General features: G+C 73.2%; 15 protein-coding genes and 1 tRNA gene. 9 read left to right on the forward strand and 7 right to left on the reverse strand.

Annotation, left to right across the window (positions count from 1 at the left end; translation table 11 throughout):
* Positions 1-20 precede the first annotated feature (20 nt).
* Positions 21-1,019, forward strand: coding sequence for a magnesium/cobalt transporter CorA (corA, locus tag ABZT03_RS21970; protein ID WP_356041753.1), 999 nt, complete (start codon positions 21-23; stop codon positions 1,017-1,019).
* 54 nt (positions 1,020-1,073) lie between these two features.
* Here the strand turns inward: corA and ABZT03_RS21975 are convergent, their stop codons facing one another.
* Together ABZT03_RS21975 and ABZT03_RS21980 are read right to left on the reverse strand one after the other, a co-directional pair.
* Entirely contained in the window at positions 1,074-1,862 is a 789-nt protein-coding gene (locus tag ABZT03_RS21975) for a ferritin-like domain-containing protein (protein WP_356041755.1), read from the reverse strand.
* Positions 1,863-2,121: 259 nt separating this feature from the next.
* On the reverse strand, positions 2,122-3,177 hold the full coding sequence (locus ABZT03_RS21980) for an LLM class F420-dependent oxidoreductase (protein WP_356041756.1): 1,056 nt from the start codon (positions 3,175-3,177) through the stop codon (positions 2,122-2,124).
* A 197-nt stretch (positions 3,178-3,374) separates the two neighbouring features.
* Here ABZT03_RS21980 and ABZT03_RS21985 point away from each other — a divergent pair, with 197 nt between their 5' ends.
* Both ABZT03_RS21985 and ABZT03_RS21990 read left to right on the forward strand, forming a co-directional pair.
* Positions 3,375-4,358 carry an aldo/keto reductase gene (locus ABZT03_RS21985; RefSeq protein WP_356041758.1) on the forward strand — a complete coding sequence of 328 codons (984 nt, stop codon included), beginning with the start codon at positions 3,375-3,377 and terminating at the stop codon, positions 4,356-4,358.
* Positions 4,355-6,670 (forward strand): helix-hairpin-helix domain-containing protein, encoded by a 2,316-nt coding sequence (locus ABZT03_RS21990; RefSeq protein ID WP_356041759.1) that lies wholly within the window; start codon positions 4,355-4,357, stop codon positions 6,668-6,670. The genes ABZT03_RS21985 and ABZT03_RS21990 overlap by 4 nt, the downstream gene beginning before the upstream one ends.
* A gap of 89 nt (positions 6,671-6,759) precedes the next feature.
* On the opposite strand, the gene ABZT03_RS21995 is transcribed toward ABZT03_RS21990, so the two are convergent.
* Entirely contained in the window at positions 6,760-7,479 is a 720-nt protein-coding gene (locus ABZT03_RS21995) for a hypothetical protein (RefSeq protein WP_356041761.1), read from the reverse strand.
* A 47-nt stretch (positions 7,480-7,526) separates the two neighbouring features.
* Here ABZT03_RS21995 and ABZT03_RS22000 point away from each other — a divergent pair, with 47 nt between their 5' ends.
* Positions 7,527-7,715 (forward strand): DUF5703 family protein, encoded by a 189-nt coding sequence (locus ABZT03_RS22000; protein WP_005485166.1) that lies wholly within the window; start codon positions 7,527-7,529, stop codon positions 7,713-7,715.
* 163 nt (positions 7,716-7,878) lie between these two features.
* Here ABZT03_RS22000 and ABZT03_RS22005 read toward each other — a convergent pair whose 3' ends face one another.
* The 3 genes from ABZT03_RS22005 to ABZT03_RS22015 form a co-directional block, all read right to left on the reverse strand.
* Complete coding sequence (locus ABZT03_RS22005) at positions 7,879-8,868, reverse strand: chaplin family protein (RefSeq protein ID WP_356041763.1); 990 nt, start codon at positions 8,866-8,868, stop codon at positions 7,879-7,881.
* Positions 8,869-9,042: 174 nt separating this feature from the next.
* Positions 9,043-9,276, reverse strand: coding sequence for a chaplin ChpH (gene chpH / locus ABZT03_RS22010; RefSeq protein WP_356041765.1), 234 nt, complete (start codon positions 9,274-9,276; stop codon positions 9,043-9,045).
* Positions 9,277-9,414: 138 nt separating this feature from the next.
* Positions 9,415-10,740, reverse strand: coding sequence for a M20/M25/M40 family metallo-hydrolase (locus ABZT03_RS22015; protein WP_356041767.1), 1,326 nt, complete (start codon positions 10,738-10,740; stop codon positions 9,415-9,417).
* A gap of 204 nt (positions 10,741-10,944) precedes the next feature.
* On the opposite strand from ABZT03_RS22015, the gene ABZT03_RS22020 reads away from it, so the two are divergent.
* The 4 genes from ABZT03_RS22020 to ABZT03_RS22035 all read left to right on the forward strand — a co-directional run bounded on the left by ABZT03_RS22020 (position 10,945) and on the right by ABZT03_RS22035 (position 17,073).
* A tRNA-Leu gene (locus tag ABZT03_RS22020) sits at positions 10,945-11,032 on the forward strand.
* A 302-nt stretch (positions 11,033-11,334) separates the two neighbouring features.
* Positions 11,335-15,201 (forward strand): Pls/PosA family non-ribosomal peptide synthetase, encoded by a 3,867-nt coding sequence (locus ABZT03_RS22025; RefSeq protein ID WP_356041768.1) that lies wholly within the window; start codon positions 11,335-11,337, stop codon positions 15,199-15,201.
* A gap of 86 nt (positions 15,202-15,287) precedes the next feature.
* The gene (locus tag ABZT03_RS22030) at positions 15,288-16,622 is read left to right on the forward strand and encodes a M1 family metallopeptidase (RefSeq protein ID WP_356041769.1); all 1,335 of its coding nucleotides are present in this window, start codon (positions 15,288-15,290) and stop codon (positions 16,620-16,622) included.
* Between the two features lie 28 nt (positions 16,623-16,650).
* Complete coding sequence (locus tag ABZT03_RS22035; RefSeq protein ID WP_356041770.1) at positions 16,651-17,073, forward strand: YchJ family metal-binding protein; 423 nt, start codon at positions 16,651-16,653, stop codon at positions 17,071-17,073.
* Positions 17,074-17,097: 24 nt separating this feature from the next.
* Here the strand turns inward: ABZT03_RS22035 and ABZT03_RS22040 are convergent, their stop codons facing one another.
* On the reverse strand, positions 17,098-17,799 hold the full coding sequence (locus ABZT03_RS22040; protein WP_356041771.1) for a FadR/GntR family transcriptional regulator: 702 nt from the start codon (positions 17,797-17,799) through the stop codon (positions 17,098-17,100).
* A gap of 141 nt (positions 17,800-17,940) precedes the next feature.
* Here ABZT03_RS22040 and ABZT03_RS22045 point away from each other — a divergent pair, with 141 nt between their 5' ends.
* The gene (locus tag ABZT03_RS22045; RefSeq protein WP_356041772.1) at positions 17,941-18,459 is read left to right on the forward strand and encodes a gluconokinase; all 519 of its coding nucleotides are present in this window, start codon (positions 17,941-17,943) and stop codon (positions 18,457-18,459) included.
* Positions 18,460-18,502: the final 43 nt, after the last annotated feature.

An 18,502-nucleotide genomic window follows, 5' to 3' on the forward strand; every position in this document is an offset into this window, starting at 1 on the left:
GCGGAAGGAGAATACGGTTCGTGATCGTCGACTGTGCCATCTACCGGGACGGGCACCGGACGGAGGGTTCCGAGGATCTCTCGGACGCCCTGGACCGGGCGCGCGCCGAGGGCGACACGTTCGTGTGGGTGGGCCTGCACGAGCCGTCGGAGAAGGAGTTCGACCACGTCTCCGAGGAGTTCGGGCTGCATCCGCTGGCCGTGGAGGACGCCCTGAAGGCCCATCAGCGGCCCAAGCTGGAGGTGTACGACGACTCGCTGTTCCTGGTCCTCAAACCGGTCGTCTACGAGCCGGACAGCGACGCCGTCTCCACCGGTGAGCTGATGCTGTTCATCGGCGACTCCTTCGTGGTGACCGTCCGCCACGGCGAGGGCTCCTCGCTCGGTGCCGTGCGGGACCGGCTGGAGCGGGAGCCCGAGTTGCTCGGCAAGGGCCCCACGTCGGTGCTGTACGCGGTCACGGACTCCGTCGTCGACCACTATCTGGACGTGGCGACCGAGTTGCAGACCGACCTGGAGGAGCTGGAGACGGAGGTCTTCTCGCCCAGTGGCGGCGGCTCGCGGAACACCGCGTCGCGGATCTACACCTTCAAGCGGCAGATCCTGGAGTTCCGCCGCGCCACCGGACCCCTGACGACGCCGCTGACGCGGCTGTCGGGCGTCGGCCAGTTCAGCGCGGAGGTGCCCTTCGTCGACGACAGGGCGCGGCCCTTCTTCCGGGACGTCAACGACCACCTCACGCGCGTGAACGAGTCCGTGGAGGGCCTGGACCGGCTGGTCTCGGACGTGCTGTCGGCGCATCTCGCGCAGATGAGCGTCCGGCAGAACGACGACATGCGGAAGATCTCCGCGTGGGCGGCGATGGCCGCGGTGCCCACGATGATCGCGGGCGTCTACGGCATGAACTTCGACCACATGCCGGAGCTGCACTGGGTCTGGTCCTATCCCGCGGTGATTGCGGTGATGGTCGTGCTGGAGTACGGGCTGTACCGGCTGTTCAAGCGCCGGGGCTGGATGTAGGCGCGCGGGACGGCGGTGCGGGTCGAGGGAGCGCGGGACGGCGGTGCTGCCGCGTCAGGCGAACCCGGGGGCGGTGACCGCTGGTCCGCCGAGCGCGTCGCGGCGCTCGGGCATGCGCAGGCTGACCATCCGGCGCCAGCCCGCGAGCCGCTCGTAGGCGTACACGGCGTGGATACCGGCGGCGAGGACGGCTGCCTTGGTCCGCGGCCAGCCGAGGATGCGTCCCATGTGGTCCATCACGGCGAGGCTGACGTCCCGGTAGACGCGGATCTCGGCGAGCGCGCACTCGCGCAGCGCGCGCTGGATGGCGCGGCCGTGTCCGGCGTACGCGAGGCGCAGCAGTTCCTCATGGCAGTACGCGAGGTGGTTGTCCTCGTCGTCGGAGATCATGCGCACGGCGCGCCCGATGTCGGGGTGGCCGGCGAAGTGTCTGCGCAGCAGGCGCATCTGTTCGGAGGCGCGCTGCTCGGTGACGCGGCTGTGGGCGAGGTAGACGACGACGTCCCGCACGCTCAGCGGCCGGTCGTCCCGGAGCCGCTCGTGCGCGAGGCCGATGCCGTGCTTCTCCAGGAGCATCGTGTAGTCGGTCTCGGGCGGCACGGGGACGGGCCGCAGACCGCGCTTCCTCAGCAGGGCGTGGAAGATCCGCCCGTGCTTGTCCTCGTCGGCGCCGTGCCGGGTGATCTTGGGGGCGAGTTCGCGTGCGGCGGCCGGGACGAGGGCGGCGATGCGCCCGTTCTCCCAGCCGCCCTGCGCCTCCCCGCCGGCCGCGATGGAGCAGAACAGCCGGAAGGACTCGTCGTCGTCGAGGATCTCCCGGAACAGACTCTTCGCCGAAAGCATCGTGAGCACCTCTCCGCAGCGTTCTGGGCGATTCCGCGGGAATCCCCGGAGATCGAGTCAAATGCGGTGGAAGAGGCGCCGCAACAGCTGTGTCGGACGACTGCGCCAAAAGGAGGAGCGCCACGGTCACGACGGGGGCGTAACCGGGCGGCCCGCCGCGCGTTGTTCCGTGTGACGGCCGTGGCGGGGAAGACCCCCGAGCCCCCACCACGGCCGCGGAAACTTCGCTGCGCCACGGCCGCGTCGCGCGGCCGTCGGGTCACGCCAGTCCGGCGCGCTCCAGGGCCTCGGTGCCGGCCCGCAGCGAGGCGATCCGCTCGTCGAGCGTGAAGCCCGCGGGCGCGAGGGTCAGGGTGGTGACCCCGGCCGCCGCGTAGGCCTTCATCCGGTCCGCGATCCGGTCGACGCTGCCGAGCAGGGTCGTCCTGTCGATCAGGTCGTGCGGTACGGCGGCAGCGGCGCCCTGCTTGTCGCCGGCCAGGTACTTGTCCTGGATCTCGGCGGCCTCCTTCTCGTATCCCATGCGCTGGGCGAGCTGGTTGTAGAAGTTCTGCTTTCGGCTGCCCATGCCGCCGACGTACAGCGCAGTGTAGGGGCGGAAGGTGTCGGCGAGCCGGGCCACGTCCTTGTCCTCGCCGACGGCCAGCGGCAGCGTGGGGCAGACGTCGAAGCCGTCGAGGGTCTTGCCGGCCTTCTCGCGACCCGCGCGCAGGTACCGGATCGCGGTGTCCTCGATGTGGTCGGCGGACGGGAAGATGAGCAGGGCCCCGTCGGCGATCTCACCGGTCTGTTCGAGGTTCTTCGGCCCGATGGCGGCGACGTAGAGCGGGATGTGCTCGCGCTCCGGGTGCACGGTCAGCTTGATCGGCTTGCCGGGGCCGCCCGGCAGCGGCAGCGTCCAGTGCTCCCCCTCGAAGGACAGCCGCTCGCGCGTCATCGCCTTGCGCACGATCTCGACGTACTCGCGGGTGCGCGAGAGCGGCTTGTCGAACTTGACGCCGTACCAGCCCTCGGAGACCTGCGGGCCCGAGACGCCGAGACCGAGCCGGAAGCGGCCGCCGGACAGCGAGTCGAGCGTGGCGGCGGTCATCGCGGTCATCGCCGGCTGGCGGGCCGGGATCTGGAAGATGGCCGAACCGACGTCGATGCGCTCGGTCTTGGCGGCGACCCAGGCGAGCACGGTGGCCGCGTCGGAGCCGTACGCCTCGGCGGCCCAGCAGACGGCGTACCCGAGCCGGTCGGCCTCCTGGGCCACGGCGAGGTTGTCCCCGTCCATTCCGGCGCCCCAGTAGCCGAGGTTGATCCCGAGCTCCATGCCGACTCCCCTTACCGATCAGTAACGTCCCTTGGGCGGAACCATAGCGCGGGGGTGCGGATCGGGGCAGGCCGCGGTCGGGGCGCGGACCGGTCGCCCGCGGCCGCTCCCGGAACGGTCCCGCGCCGGTCACGGCGGGGAAACCGGTTGTCCACAGGCACCCACGCGACAGGCTCTGGCCAGTAATCTCGGCGACCATGGAGCAGAGGCATCTCGGTCGTACCGGCCTGCGCGTGTCCCGCATCGGGCTCGGCACCCTCACCTGGGGCCGGGACACGGACGAGCACGACGCGGCGGACCTCCTCAAGACGTTCTGGGAGGCGGGCGGCTCCCTCGTGGACACCGCCGACGTGTACGGCGACGGAGACGCCGAGTACCTGCTCGGGCGCCTCATGGAAGGGCTCGTCCCCCGCCGCGACCTCGTCATCTCCACGAAGGCCGGCAGCGTGCCGGACCCCGACCGCCGCTCCGACGGCTCCCGCGGCCACCTGCTCGCCGCCCTGGACGACTCGCTCACCCGGCTCGGCACGGACTACGTCGACCTGTGGCACGTCCACGCCTTCGACCCGGTCACACCGCTGGAGGAGACACTCCAGGCCCTCGACCTGGCGGTCAGCAGCGGCCGGGCCCGCTACGCCGGGGTGTCCAACTTCAGCGGCTGGCAACTCGCCAAGGCGGCGACCTGGCAGCTCGCGGCCCCGGGCACCCGGACCCGGCTGGCGGGCACGCAGCTGGAGTACTCACTGCTCCAGCGCGGCGTCGAACGCGAGGTGCTGCCGGCCGCCCTGGACCTCGGGATCGGCCTGCTGCCCTCCTCGCCGCTCGGCCGCGGGGTCCTGACGGGCAAGTACCGCCAGGCGACGCCGGCCGACTCGCGGGGCGGCTCGGCGCACATGGCGCCCTTCGTCGCGCCGTACCTCGACGACACGGCCAGCCGGATCGTGGACGCCGTGGCGACCGCGGCGGACGGCCTGGCCGTGACCCCGCTCCAGGTGGCCCTCGCCTGGGTCCGCGACCGGCCCGGTGTGGCCGCGCCGATCGTCGGAGCGCGCAACGCGCAGCAGCTCACGGCGGCGTTGTCAGTGGAGGCCCTTAGTCTTCCTGACGAGATCTGCCGGGCGCTCGACGATGTGTCGGCGCCGCTGCACCGCTATCCCGATCACGACTGGAGCACGCTGTGAGCACGGAGCCGGAGCCCACCGAGGACGCTCAGGACACCGAGGACGCTCTCGACACGGAGGGCGCTCTCGACACCGGGCGGGGAGCGCCGGACGCCTCCGCGGGGGACGGCGCGCCGGAAGCCGGGGGCGACGGTGACGGCGCGGGCGAGCACGCGGGGGCCGTTCCGGTCGCCGATGCCGGTGACACCGGTGACACCGGGGAGGACAGCGCGGGCGAGGGCGAGGGTGCCTCCCCGGCTGAGGGCGCGGGCGAGGGTGAGAGCGCCGCGAAGCTCTCCGAGGCCGAGGCCGAGCTGGCCGCACAGCGGGTGGAGCGGGAGCGGATCGAGCGGCGCAAAGCCGAGCGGAAGCAGCCCGTGGCGAGCGGGACGAAGCTCAGCGGCACGGCGGCCGACCTGCTCGCGGCCGTACGGGCCGTGGAGAGCGGGGAGAAGCCCGTCGCCACCGCATTCCGTGAACCCGCCCCGGCACCGCGCCGGGCGGCCCCCGAGCCCAGGCCCCAGCCGGTGGTGGCGCAGGCCGCCGCGCCCTCGGCTGCCGCGCCGGAGACCGTCGGTGCCGTACGGCGCGTTCTGACCGACGGCGGTGCGCCCGAGGCGCTCGCCCCGCAGGTCGTCGCCGCCCTGGGCGAGGGCGCGGACGACCTGCTGCGGGCCGATCCCTGGCAGTTGCTGCGGGTCGGCGGGGTGCGGCCGGAGCAGGCCGACGGGTTCGCGCGGGCCCTGCTCGGCGCGGAGAGCGGACCGCGGGACGAGCGGCGGGGCCGGTCGCTGACCGTCTGGCTGCTGGAGCAGGCGGCGCTGGCCGGACACACCGCGCTGGACCTGCCGGCGCTCGTCGCCGCGCTGGGCCGCCAGGCCGTGCCGGACCCGGACGCGGCCGTGCAGGACACCGTCGCGGAGGGCGAGGCCCTGCTCTTCCAGGACGCACTGGAACAGTCCGGGGCGCCCGGCCGGCGGGAGACCGAGGCGGCCGAGGACGAGGACGAGGAGCGGCCGGTGCGCGTCCTCGTCGGCCTGGAGCGGTACGCCCTGGCCGAGGAGAGCCTCGCCGACGGCCTGGCCCGGCTGATCAACTCCGTTCCCAAGGAGGACGGTTCGGCCGCCGACTGGGACGGGGCCGCCGCGTCCGCCGACGGCGCCGGCGTGGAACTGATCCGCGCGGTCGCGGGCCACGGCCTGGTGCTGCACACCGGCGCCGAGGCGTCCCTGGCCGAACCGGCGGCGCTGCTGCGCGCCGCGCACGCACTGGGGCTGCGGGCCTGGGCCGCGGCCCACACCCCGCTCGGCCGCGCCCGCTTCGCGGCCCTGACCGCGCGGGCCGCCGCACCGGATGGCACCCCCGACGGCGCCGGCCCCGGTGTCGCCACGGTCGCCGGGCTGCTGGCCGGCGTCGAGGGCCCGGGCCGGGACACGGACGGCGCGCTGGACCTGGACCTGCTCGTCGTCCTCGACGCGCCCCAGCTGGATGTCGAGACGGCGGCCCTGGTCACGGAGTCGCTGCCGGACGGCGCCCGGCTGGTGCTCGCCGGGGACCCCGCGATGCTGTGGTCGGCCGGACCGGGGCGGGTCTTCGCGGACCTGCTGGCGGCGCGGGTCTGCCCCCAGGTCGCCTCGCGGCGGCCGGACCCGGGGCCGCTCGGCGAGCTGGTCTCCGGCATCGGCGTCGGCGAGCTGAACCAGGTCGACGCGCCCGGCAAGGAGGTCGTGATCGTGCCGGTGCGGGACGCGGGCGAGGCCGTGCATCGCACGGTGCAGCTGGTCGCGGACTCAGTGCCGCGGGCGATCGGCATCCCGGCGGAGGAGACGCAGGTGATCACCCCCGGGCACGGCGGCGCGGCCGGCACCCGGGTGCTGAACACCGCGCTCAAGGAACGGCTCAACCCGGGGCCCGGCCGGTTCGGCGGCTTCGACCCCGGCGACCGGATCGCCTACTCGCCCGCTCCGGGACGTACGCTGCCCGGCCGGGTGGAGAAGGCCGACGCCGAGGGGCTGCACCTGTCGTGCGGGGGCGAGACCGTCGTCGTACCGAAGGAGCGGGTCGAGCAGAGCGTGCGGCACGGGTGGGCGCTGACCGCGCACCAGGCGGTCGGGTGCCGGTGGTCCGCGGCGGTCGTGGTGCTGCCCGGGGACGCGGCGCAGTCGCTCAGCCGCCCCTGGGTGTACACGGCGTTCGGCCGGGCGGACCGTCATCTGTCCGTGGTCCACGGCGTGGAGCAGGCGTTGCCGAAGGCGGTGGCGGAGGTGGCGGCGAAGCCCCGCACGACCCGGCTGCCCGCCCTGCTCGGCGCACAGGTCCCGGCGGCCGGCTGAACACGACGGACGGCTGGACGTACGGCGGCGGCACCGGGCCTGGGCCCAGGTGCCGCCGCAGTCGTCGTCCTACCGGCCGGCGCGCCCGTTCAGCGGTCCGCGTCGTGCGGTTCCAGGTCGTCGTCGGCGTCGTCGTCCACGCCCTCCTCGAGTTCTTCGAGGTCCTCGTCCTCCTCGGCCTCCACGAGGTGAACGTCGTCGTCGATCTCGTCGTCGAACACCGCGCTGACGTCGAAGCGGCAGACCACCCGCTGCGGGTCGATCTGCTCGAAGGGTGCCGCCAGCCATTCACCGGGTTCCGCCGACTCGTCGGCGGCCGTCACCCAGAGCGTGGAGTCGCCCTCCTCCAGGCCGAACTCCTTGTGCCGGGAGGCGATCTCGTCGGCCTCGAACTCGCCGAACAGTATGCCCAGCGCCCCGTGGACGGTGGCGGAGGTCTCCGGTTCCGTGCCGATGTCGTCGACCGCCTCGATCCGTTCGGCCTGGGCCAGCAGCCGCTGCGGCTCCACCACGGCGTAGTCGCGGCGGATCAGCACGCTCAGCGCGTTGGGCTCCTCGGGGCCCGTGTAGGGCGGCAGCGAGTCGTCCGCACCGGGGATCTCGAAAGGTGTGACCTCGTCGTAGCGGTCGTAGAGCAGCTCGTCGTACACCTCGGCGGCGGCGGCCAGCTGGTTGAACGCCTCGTAGACGGCGGGATCGTCCTCCCCGGACCTGCGTTCGACCGCGGCCAGGTGGCGGTCGAGCGCGGTCTTGACCGCCTCGGCGGCGGCGCGTACCTCGGCAGCGGTGGGCTGCGCAGCATCAGACATAGTGCAGACGCTATCCGTACCGGGCGTGTGCCCGCACAATAGATGCGATGCCGGAATACGAATTTGTCGACGTGTACGTACCGCGCGGGGTCTCCCGCAAGGACGCGACACGCCTGCTGACAGACCACGCAGAGTACGGACACTGGGAGTTGGACCGCCTGAGTCTGCTCCGTGACGGCAGCCGCAGGGTGCGGCTGCGACGGCGGATCATCCGCCAGGTCCGTGCCACCTGGTGAGACGGCGTACAGCATGACGGGCCCCGCCGAGGCGAGGCCCGTACCCCCGCGCTCACCGCCCGTGGGAGTGCGGTGAGCGCGGTGTTCGTTCACCGGGTTCGCACCCGGTCGCACCCGGGTGCCTGCCCTGCGGTGATCACCCCGGGGCGCGTCCCTCGCGTGGTCACGCCGCGGCGCGTCCCTTGCGGTACAGGACCGCCCCCGCCAGCAGCGCTCCCGCGCCCACCGGGAGGACCAGGCCCATCGGCAGGTCGCTGCCGGTGTGGGCGAGCTGCGCGGCGGCCTGCGGCTGGACGACGGATGGGGCGCCCGGCCGGCTGACGTGCGAGGAGCCGCCCGGCGCGTGCCCTCCGGGGGCGGCCGGGGTTCCCGGGAGACCGGGGTGACCGGGCTGGTTCGGGGTGCCGGGGTGGCCCGGGTGCTCGGGGGTGCCGGGGTGACCCGGCGTTCCGGGCGGGGTGGAGTGACCGCCGCCGTGCCCGTGGTGCCCGCCGTGCCCGTGGTGCCCGCCGTGCCCGTGGTGCCCGCCGTGCCCGTGCCCGCCGTGCTCGTGACAGCCGTCGTGACCGTGGCCGCCGCCGTGATGGCCGCCGTGGCCGCCCCACTGATGGCCCCAGTGATGGCCGCCCTGGCCGCCCCCGTGACCTCCGTAACCCCCGTCGTCCGCACAGTCGTTGCCCATCGCGGGGTTGCCGATGCCGATGACGTCCACACTGTTGCCGCAGAGGTTCACCGGGGCGTCGATCGGCACCTCGACGTGGTTGCCCGAGCCGACGCCGGGAGAGCCACCGGTGTGTCCGCCGGCGTGCGAGCCCCCGGAACCTCCGTGGGCCCCGTGGCCCGCGTGACCTCCGTACCCGCCTCCGTGGGCGCCGGAGCCGCCGTATCCCCCGGCCGGGCCGTTGCCGCCGCTGCGGTCGGCGCACTTGTTGCCCATCGCGGGGTTCAGCACCCCGACGACGTTCACCGTGTTCCCGCAGGCGTTCACCGGCACGTGCACCGGCGCCTGCACGGTGTTGCCGGACAGTACGCCCGGCGAGTTCGAGGCGGAGCCGAGCGCGCCCGAGTCGGCGTGGGCGGCGCCCCCGGCGGCGGCGAGCACGCCGGTCGCGGCCGCCACGGTCATCAGACCCTTGCGGGTGACCTGTCGCATTACTGAATCCCTGCCTTCGACCTTGTGTAGCGAAATCCGACATCCGGAAACCGGGAGCGGAGACCGAAATCCTCATGGCTTTCCCGGCATTCCGAAAAGGCCGGTCGGCCCCGGAGCGCATGGCGTGCGTTCCGGGGCCGGCCGGCTCAGGCCCTCACGGGGCGAGGCACAACGTCAGTGGTTGACGCAGGTGTTGCCGAAGGCGGGGTTCAGCAGCCCGATCACGGAGACCGTGTTGCCGCAGACGTTCACCGGGATGTGCACGGGAACCTGAACGACGTTGCCGGACAGGACACCCGGGGACTGCACGGCAGCACCCTGGGCACCCGCGTCGGCGACAGCCAGGCCCGCTCCCGCGAGAACCAGCCCACCAGTGGCAGCCGCAGCAGCGACGACCTTCTTGATCATTATTCCTCCTTGTTGGCAATGCGATCCCAAGCAGCGGATCGCATCACCTGTAACGAGGAAGGAGTAATGGAGCTACGAGCTTATGGTCGCATTCACTCTTCTCAGTCGGTTCCGTACGCGCGGTCGAATTACGGGAGTTCAGGACGCGTCGATGAACCGGTCGAGCACCCGCACGCCGAACCGCAGCGCGTCCACCGGCACCCGCTCGTCGACGCCGTGGAACATGCCGGCGAAGTCCAGCTCCGGCGGCAGCTTCAGCGGGGCGAAACCGAAGCCGCGGATGCCGAGGTCGTCGAAGGACTTGGCGTCCGTGCCGCCGGAGAGCATGTACGGGATGGCCTTCGCCGCCGGGTCCTCGGCGAGCAGCGCGGACTGCATGGCCGCGACGAGCGTGCCGTCGAAGGTCGTCTCGACCGCCTTGTCGGAGTGCACGTCCTCGCGCCGCACGTGGGGTCCGAGGATGCGGTCGACGTCGGCGAGGAACTCCTCCTCGAAGCCGGGCAGGAACCGTCCGTCGACGTGCGCGGTGGCCTCGCCCGGGATGACGTTGACCTTGTAACCGGCGTTCAGCTGCGTGGGGTTGGCGGTGTTGCTGAGGGTCGCGCCGATGAGCTTGGCGATGCCGCCCAGTTTGGCGAGCGTCCCCTGCATGTTCTCCGGGTCGAGTTCGGTGCCGAGCGCGTCGCCGAGCTCGTCGAGGAAGGCCCGGGTGGTCCGGGTGACCCGCACCGGGAAGGTGTGCCGGCCGAGCCGGGCGACGGCCTCCGACAGTTCGGTGATGGCGTTGTCGCGGTGGATCATCGACCCGTGCCCGGCGGTGCCGGCCACGGTCAGCTTCATCCAGTGCATGCCCTTCTCGGCCGTCTGGATCAGGTAGAGCCGGCGCTGCTCGTTCACGGTGAAGGAGAAGCCGCCGACCTCGCTGATGGCCTCGGTGACGCCCTCGAACAGGCCGGGGTGCTTGTCGACGAGGTGCCGCGCGCCGTACGTACCGCCGGCCTCCTCGTCCGCCAGGAAGGCGAGGACGATGTCGCGGGGCGGCCGGCGTCCGCTGCGCAGCCGGTCGCGGACGACCGCGAGGGTCATCGCGTCCATGTCCTTCATGTCGACGGCGCCGCGGCCCCACACGCACCCGTCCGCGATCTCGCCGGAGAAGGGGTGGTGGGTCCAGTCGTCGGCGTTGGCCGGTACGACGTCGGTGTGGCCGTGGATGAGGAGCGCCGGCCTGGAGGGGTCCTCGCCCTCGATGCGGGCCACGGTGGAGGCGCGGCCCGGGTGCGACTCGAAGATCTGCGGGTCGAGGCCGACCTCGGCGAGCTTCTCGGCGACGTACTCGGCAGCCTTGCGTTCGCCCGGTCCCGAGTGGTCGCCGTAGTTGCTGGTGTCGATCTGGATCAGCTCGCGGCAGAGGTCCACGACCTCGTCCTGGCCGGTGACGCTGCTGGCCGTGTCCGTCTCGCTCACGCTGCTTCCTCCCGCTGTCCCTGCTGGTGGTCGCCTTCATCCTCCCCCGCTCCCGGCCCGCGCCCCAAGACCGGTCCCGGCCCGTCACACGCCGTTCACGCGGGGCGGGGGCGCGGGGGGCCGGGCGGGGTGATCGGTCACTCCCGGAAGCCTGGTAATGTTTCACCTGTCGCCGCGGGGGAAACTCCGCACGGCACGCACCTTGTCCGGGTGGCGGAATGGCAGACGCGCTAGCTTGAGGTGCTAGTGCCCTTTATCGGGCGTGGGGGTTCAAGTCCCCCCTCGGACACCAGCCGAATCCCCCGGCCGCTCAGCGGCCGGGGGATTCGTCACTCCAGGCCCGCGAGGGCCCCTTTGCGCCCGATGTGGGCCATCTCTCCCCCGCGGTCAAGATCACCAGGTCACGCCGGGTGCGGCGCGCCGCCGACCGGTCCCGGACGGTCGTCCCGGGTGGCCGATCCGGGAGGGCGGACCTAGCTTCGTACTAAAATTTCCGGCTTGTTACGGAGCTGGTGCCGGACAACCCCAGGCAGACCTGTGGGTGCGGGCCCGCCAGCGCCCCGGATGGCTCCGGGATCGAGACGCGAGGACCCGATGGCAGCCATACACGAGAGCAGTGCTCTCGGTCTGCTCGACGAAGAGATACGCGAACGGTTCGGCGACACGGCACGCTTCTCCGGCGGACCGGCCGCCTCCCCGCGCACCCTCGTCGACATCTTCGACGCGTCCGTGCGTTCCCACCCCGACGAGCTCGCCCTGGACGACGGCACGGTCCGCCTCACCTACCGGGCGCTGGCCGTCGAGGTGCAGAACCTGCGGCGTGACCTCGCCGCCGCGGGTGTCGGCCTCGGCGACCGGGTGGGCGTCCGCGTCCCCTCGGGCACCAACGACCTCTACGTCGCCGTCCTGGCCGTCCTGGCCGCCGGAGCCGCCTACGTCCCGGTGGACGCCGAGGACCCCGACGAGCGCGCCGAGCTGGTCTTCGGGGAGGCGGACGTGCGGGCCGTGATCGGCGCCGGTCACGAGATCACCGTCCACGGCTCCTCCGGCTCCGCCGCCGCCCGGCCCGGGACCGGGCACGACGCCTGGATCATCTTCACCTCCGGCTCCACCGGCAGACCCAAGGGCGTCGCGGTCAGCCACCGCAGCGCCGCCGCCTTCGTGGACGCCGAGGCCGCGCTGTTCCTGACCGAGGAGCCGATCGGGCCCGGCGACCGGGTCATGGCCGGGCTGTCCGTCGCGTTCGACGCCTCCTGCGAGGAGATGTGGCTGGCCTGGCGCTACGGAGCCTGTCTGGTGCCGGTGCCGCGCTCGCAGGTCAGGAGCGGGGCCGACCTGGGGCCCTGGCTGGTCGAGCAGGAGATCACCGTGGTGTCGACGGTGCCCACGCTGGCGGCCCTGTGGGAGCCGGAGACCCTCAACGACGTACGCCTGCTGATCTTCGGCGGCGAGGCCTGCCCGCCGGAGCTGACGCAGCGCCTGGTGACGGAGGGGCGCGAGGTGTGGAACACCTACGGGCCCACCGAGGCGACCGTGGTGGCCTGCGCCTCGCTGCTGTCCGGTGCGGAGCCGATCCGGATCGGGCTGCCGCTGGACGGCTGGGAGCTGGCCGTCGTCGACGACGCCGGTGAGCCGGTGCCGATGGGCGGCAGCGGGCAGCTGGTGATCGGCGGGGTCGGGCTGGCCCGGTACCTCGACGCCGAGAAGGACGCGGAGAAGTACGCGCCGCTTCAGTCGCTGGGCTGGGAGCGGGCGTACCGCAGCGGTGACCTGGTCAAGGCGGAACCCGAGGGCCTGGTGTTCCTCGGGCGGGCCGACGAGCAGATCAAGCTCGGCGGCCGCCGTATCGAGCTGGGTGAGGTGGACGCCGCCCTGCAGGCGCTGCCCGGGGTGGCGGGCGCCGCGGCGGCCGTGCGCAGTGCGCGCGGCGGCAACCAGTTGCTGGTCGGCTATGTCGTCACCCAGGACGGCTGGGACCAGGCCGCGGCCGTGGAGAAGCTGCGCGCCGCTCTGCCCGCCGCGCTCGTCCCGCTGCTCGCGCCGGTCGGCGACCTGCCGACGCGCACGAGCGGCAAGGTGGACCGGGCCGCGCTGCCGTGGCCGCTGGAGGGCCTGGAGACCGGTGGCCCGGCCGAGCGGCTCTACGGAACCGAGGCGTGGCTCGCGGAGCAGTGGACGGAAGTCCTCGGCATCCCGGTCACCGGTTCCCGCGACGACTTCTTCGCCATCGGCGGCGGCAGTCTGGCCGCCGCCCAGCTGACCACGAGGCTGCGCGCCCGCTATCCGAGCGCCGCCGTCCTGGACATCTACCAGCAGCCGACCCTGCGCAAGCTGGCCCGCCGCCTGGAGAAGTCCGCGCAGGACGACGGCGCGGCCCGGGAGATCGCGCCGGTCCCGGTGCGCGCCCAGGTGATCCAGACGCTCGCCCTGGTGCCGCTGTTCACGCTGCTGGGGCTGCGCTGGTGGGTGCCGCTGGCCGCGCTCGGCAACCTGCTGCCCGGGTACGCCTGGCTGCCGACCGCCCCGTGGTGGCTGGTCGCCGGCGCGGGCGTGCTGCTGTTCAGCCCGCCCGGACGGCTCGCGATCGCCGCGGGCGGGGCGCGGCTGCTGCTGCGGGGTGTCCGGCCGGGCCGGTACGCGCGCGGTGGCGGGGTGCATCTGCGGTTGTGGGCGGCGGAGCGGCTGGCCGAGTTCAGCGGGGCGACCTCGCTGACCGGGTCCTGGCTGGAGCGGTACGCGCGGGCGCTGGGCGCCAGGGTCGGTCCGGACGTGGACCTGCACTCGCTGCCGCCGGTGACCGGCATGCTGCGCCTGGGCCGGGGTGCCGCCGTCGAGTCCGAGGTGGACCTCTCCGGCTACTGGCTGGACGGTGACCGGCTGGAGATCGGCCCGGTCAGGGTGGGCGCGCACGCCGTGGTCGGTACGCGTGGCGTGCTCTTCCCCGGAGCCCGGGTGGGCAAGCGCGCCGAGGTGGCGCCCGGCTCGGCCGTCACCGGGCAGGTTCCCACCGGTCAGCGGTGGGCGGGCGCGCCCGCGGTCAAGCTCGGCAAGGCCAAGCGCAACTGGCCCAGGGAGCGGCCGCGCCGGGGCACGTACTGGCGGGTGATGTACGGCCTGACGGGTCTCGCGCTCACCGGGCTGCCGGTGGTCGCGGGCGGGGCGGCCCTCCTTGTGGCGCGCCTGTTCGTGACGCCCGGCGGGACGCCGGCCGAGGCCCTGCGGGGCGCGGTCCTCGCCCTGGTGCCGGCGACGCTCGCCTTCGGGCTGGCGTACGCGGTGCTGCTGCTGGTCGCGGTGCGGCTGCTGAGTGTCCGGCTGCGTGAGGGCACGCATCCCACGCACAGCAGGATCGGCTGGCAGGCGTGGACCGTCACCCAGCTGATGGACCGCTCGCGCGAGACGCTGTTCCCGCTGTACGCCGGACTGGTCACGCCGGTGTGGCTGCGGTTGCTCGGGATGCGGATCGGGCGGGGCGCCGAGGTGTCGACCGTCCTCGCCCTGCCGAGCCTGACCACGGTCGGCGAGGGCGCGTTCCTGGCCGACGACACGCTGACCGCGCCGTACGAACTCGGTGGCGGCTGGGTGCGGATCGGGCGCGCGGAGATCGGGCGACGGGCGTTCCTCGGCAACTCGGGGATGACCGCGCCGGGGCGCAGCGTGCCCGACGGCGGCCTGGTGGGTGTGCTGTCGGCGACGCCGAAGAAGGCGAAGAAGGGCAGCTCGTATCTGGGGCTGCCGCCGATGAAGCTGCCGCGCAGTTCGGCCGGCGGTGATCAGAGCCGGACGTACGACCCGCCGGCGCGGCTGCTGTGGGCGCGGGCGCTGGTGGAGCTGTGCCGGATCGTGCCGGTGTTCTGTTCGGCGGCGCTGGCCGTGCTGACGGTGGCCGCCCTGTGTGCGCTGGGCGCGTGGGCGCCGCTGCTGTCCGGCCTGGTTCTGCTGGGGGCGGGGGCCGCGGCGGCCCTGGTGTCGATCGTGGCGAAGTGGCTGCTGGTGGGCCGGCACCGGGCCGGGGAGCACCCGTTGTGGAGCGGGTTCGTGTGGCGTAACGAGCTGGCGGACACGTTCGTGGAGGTGGTGGCCGTGCCGTGGCTGGCCGGCTCCGTTCCGGGCACGCCCGTGCTGACGGCGTGGCTGCGCGGCCTCGGCGCGCACATCGGCAGGGGCGCCTGGGTGGAGAGCTACTGGCTGCCCGAGACCGACCTGGTGACGCTGGAGGACGCGGTGAGCGTGAACCGCGGCTGCGTCCTGCAGACACACCTCTTCCACGACCGGATCTTGCGGACGGATACTGTGGTCCTCCGTGAGGGCGCGACGCTGGGCCCTGGCGGAATCGTCCTGCCCGGCAGCACCGTCGGAGCCCGTACGACCCTGGGCCCCGCGTCGCTCGTGATGGCTGCGGAGTCCGTCCCCGACGACACCCGCTGGCTCGGCAACCCGATCGAGGCATGGCGCCCCTGAGCGCGGCTCGTCAGGGGCCGGAGGACGGTGCGCGATCTCGCGATCCGGCACCACGTACGAGCACAGCGCAGGGAGCAGACGCAGCAGTGGCAGTTCAGCAGTCCGTGGGCGCGGACCCGTATTTCCCGGCCAACGGTGATCCCCGTTACCGGGTGCACCGCTACGAGCTCGCGCTGGACTACCGACCGGGCCCCAACCGCCTGTCGGGGACGGCCCGGATCAACGCCATAGCGGGGCGTGCGCCACTCGCCGAGTTCCAGCTGAACCTGGCCGACTTCCGGGTGGGCCGGGTCCGGGTGGACGGCCGGCAGCCGCACTACACGCACCGGGGCGGCAAGCTGCGCATCCGTCCCGCGAAGCCCGTCCGGGCGGGGGCCACGTTCACCGTCGAGGTGCAGTGGTCGGGCAATCCCAAACCGGTCGCGAGCCCCTGGGGCGGTCTCGGCTGGGAGGAGCTGACGGACGGGGCGCTGGTGGCGAGCCAGCCGGTCGGGGCGCCGTCGTGGTACCCGTGCAACGACCGGCCGGCCGACAAGGCGTCGTACCAGATCTCGATCACCACGCCCTCGGCGTACGCGGTGGTGGCGGGCGGGCGCCTGCTGACCCGGACGACGAAGGCGAGCACGACGACCTGGGTGTACGAGCAGTCGGCGCCGACGTCCAGCTATCTGGTCGGCCTGTCGATCGGGAAGTACCAGACGGTGCTGCTGGGCGATCCCGGGCTCGGCGGGGTGCCGCAGCACGGGCACATCCCGGCGCATCTGCTGCCGGAGTTCTCCCGGGACTTCGCGCGGCAGCCCGGGATGATGCACCTGTTCCAACAGCTCTTCGGGCCGTACCCGTTCGACGAGTACGCGGTCGTGGTGACCGAGGAGGAGCTCGATGTCCCGGTCGAGGCACAGGGGTTGTCGCTGTTCGGCGCCAACCACGTGGACGGGGCGCGGGGTTCGGAGCGGCTGGTGGCGCACGAGCTGGCGCACCAGTGGTTCGGCAACAGTGTGTCCATCGCGGACTGGCGGCACATCTGGCTGAACGAGGGGTTCGCCAAGTACGCGGAGTGGCTGTGGTCGGAGCGCTCGGGCGGCCGTTCGGCCCAGCAACTCGCCGCCGCCGCGCACCGGTCGCTGTCCTCGCTGCCGCAGGACCTGAAGCTGGCCGACCCGGGCCGCAAGTCGATGTTCGACGACCGGCTCTACGAGCGGGGCGGGCTGACGGTGCACGCCGTGCGCTGCGCCTTGGGTGACGAGGCGTTCTTCCGGATGCTGCGCGGCTGGGCCGGTCTGCACCGGGGCGGCTCGGTGACCACGGCGACCTTCACCGCGCATGTGGCCCGGTTCGCGGCCGAGTCGCACGAGGAGCTGTTCGACGCCTGGGTGTACGGCACGGCGCTGCCGCCGCTGCCCCGGGGCCCGGAGCGGTAGCGGGGCGGGGTGCGGCAGGATGGACGCCATGTCCCGACGTACCCCGCGCCCGGGGCGGCAGCACGGCTCCGCCTCCGTCACCGAACAGCCCTGCCCCTGCGGCCTGCCCGACACGTACGCGCGGTGCTGCGGCCGGTTCCACCGGGGTGAGGGGGCCGCGCCCACGGCGGAGGCGCTCATGCGGTCGCGCTACAGCGCCTTCGTGCGTCGGGACGAGGGGTATCTGCTGCGGACCTGGCATCCGCGGACGCGGCCGCCGCGGGCCGAACCCGATCCGGGCATGCGGTGGACCGGTCTGGAGATCCTGGCCACCGAGGACGGCTCGGCCTTCCACTCGACGGGGACGGTGACCTTCCGGGCGTCGTTCCGGGGCGGTCACCTGCACGAGCGGAGCCGGTTCGAGCGGGTCGAGGGGGCGTGGGTGTACGTCGACGGGGAGTTCCTGGACTGACCCGGCCGGCGGCCGGGAGGGCCGTCACGGCGCGAGGATGTCCAGTTCCTGGAGCGCTCCCACCGTGATCTCCCTGGTCAACTTCTCGGCGCGGGGCCCGTCGCCCTCGCGGACCGCCTCGGCGACCTGGACGTGCAGGGTGACGGCTGCGGGGTCGGGGTCCTCGAACATGACCTCGTGATGGGTGCGGCCGGCGAGGACCTCCGCGACGACGTCGCCGAGGCGGGCGAACATCTCGTTGCCCGAGGCCCCGAGGATCACCCGGTGGAACGCCACGTCGTGGACGAGGTAGTCCTGGAGGCGGTGGCCGCGGGAGTGGGCGACCATGCCGAGGGCGCACTCGGTGAGTTCGGCGCACTGCTCGGCGGTGGCGTGGCGGGCGGCGAGGCCCGCGGCGACCGGCTCGATCGCGGAGCGCAGCACGGTGAGTGAGCGCAGCTGCCGCGGGCGGTCCGCGCCGGCCAGCCGCCAGCGGATGACCTGCGGGTCGTAGACGTTCCACTCGCGTTCGGCGCGCACCGTCACACCGACCCGGCGGCGGGACTCGACCAGGTGCATGGACTCCAGGACGCGGACCGCCTCGCGCATCACCGAACGTGACACCTCGAAGCGCTGCGCGAGTTCGTCCGTCCGCAGAACGCTGCCGGGCGGGTGCTCGCCCGCGGTGATCGCGGGGCCGAGGGTGTCCAGTACATGGCCGTGCAGACCCCGGCCCGGTGTGCTCATGCACTCAGAGTACGGGGCAGCTCACGCCCCAAAAAGTCAGACTTATTTGTCACAGACACTTGAATTCGTCGTACCTAATGCGTTTCAGTGTGGCCGACGCCGGATGGCGGCGTCGGCCGTCGAGGAGACAGCGAGGCAGTGATGCGTACCCCGCACGTGGTGGTGGTGATGGGCGTGGCGGGCACCGGCAAGACCACGATCGGTCCCCTGCTGGCGGCCCGGCTGGGCGTCCCGTACGCCGAGGGCGACGACTTCCACCCGCCGGCCAACATCGCCAAGATGTCGGCCGGTACCCCGCTCGACGACGCGGACCGGTGGCCCTGGCTCGACGCCATCGGCTCCTGGGCGCACCGCCGGGCCGGGCTGGGCGGCGTGGTCAGCTGCTCGGCGCTGAAGCGGTCCTACCGTGACCGGCTCAGGGCCGCGGCCCCCCGGATCACGTTCGTGCACCTCGCGGGCGACCGGCGGCTGATCGAGGACCGGATGGCGCACCGGCGGGGTCACTTCATGCCGACGGCGCTGCTGGACTCGCAGTTCGCCACGCTCCAGCCGCTCGGCGCGGACGAGGCCGGGGTCGCCGTGGACGTCTCCGGGAGCCCCGAGGAGATCACCGAGCGGGCCGCGAAGGCTCTCGCCGGTCTTCCCGAGCCCCTGCACTGACGGGCCGCTCCCCTTCCACACGCACTCCGTTCTCCCCGGCCTC

The organism is Streptomyces sp. NPDC005574 (assembly GCF_040605435.1).
Classification (GTDB): domain Bacteria; phylum Actinomycetota; class Actinomycetes; order Streptomycetales; family Streptomycetaceae; genus Streptomyces.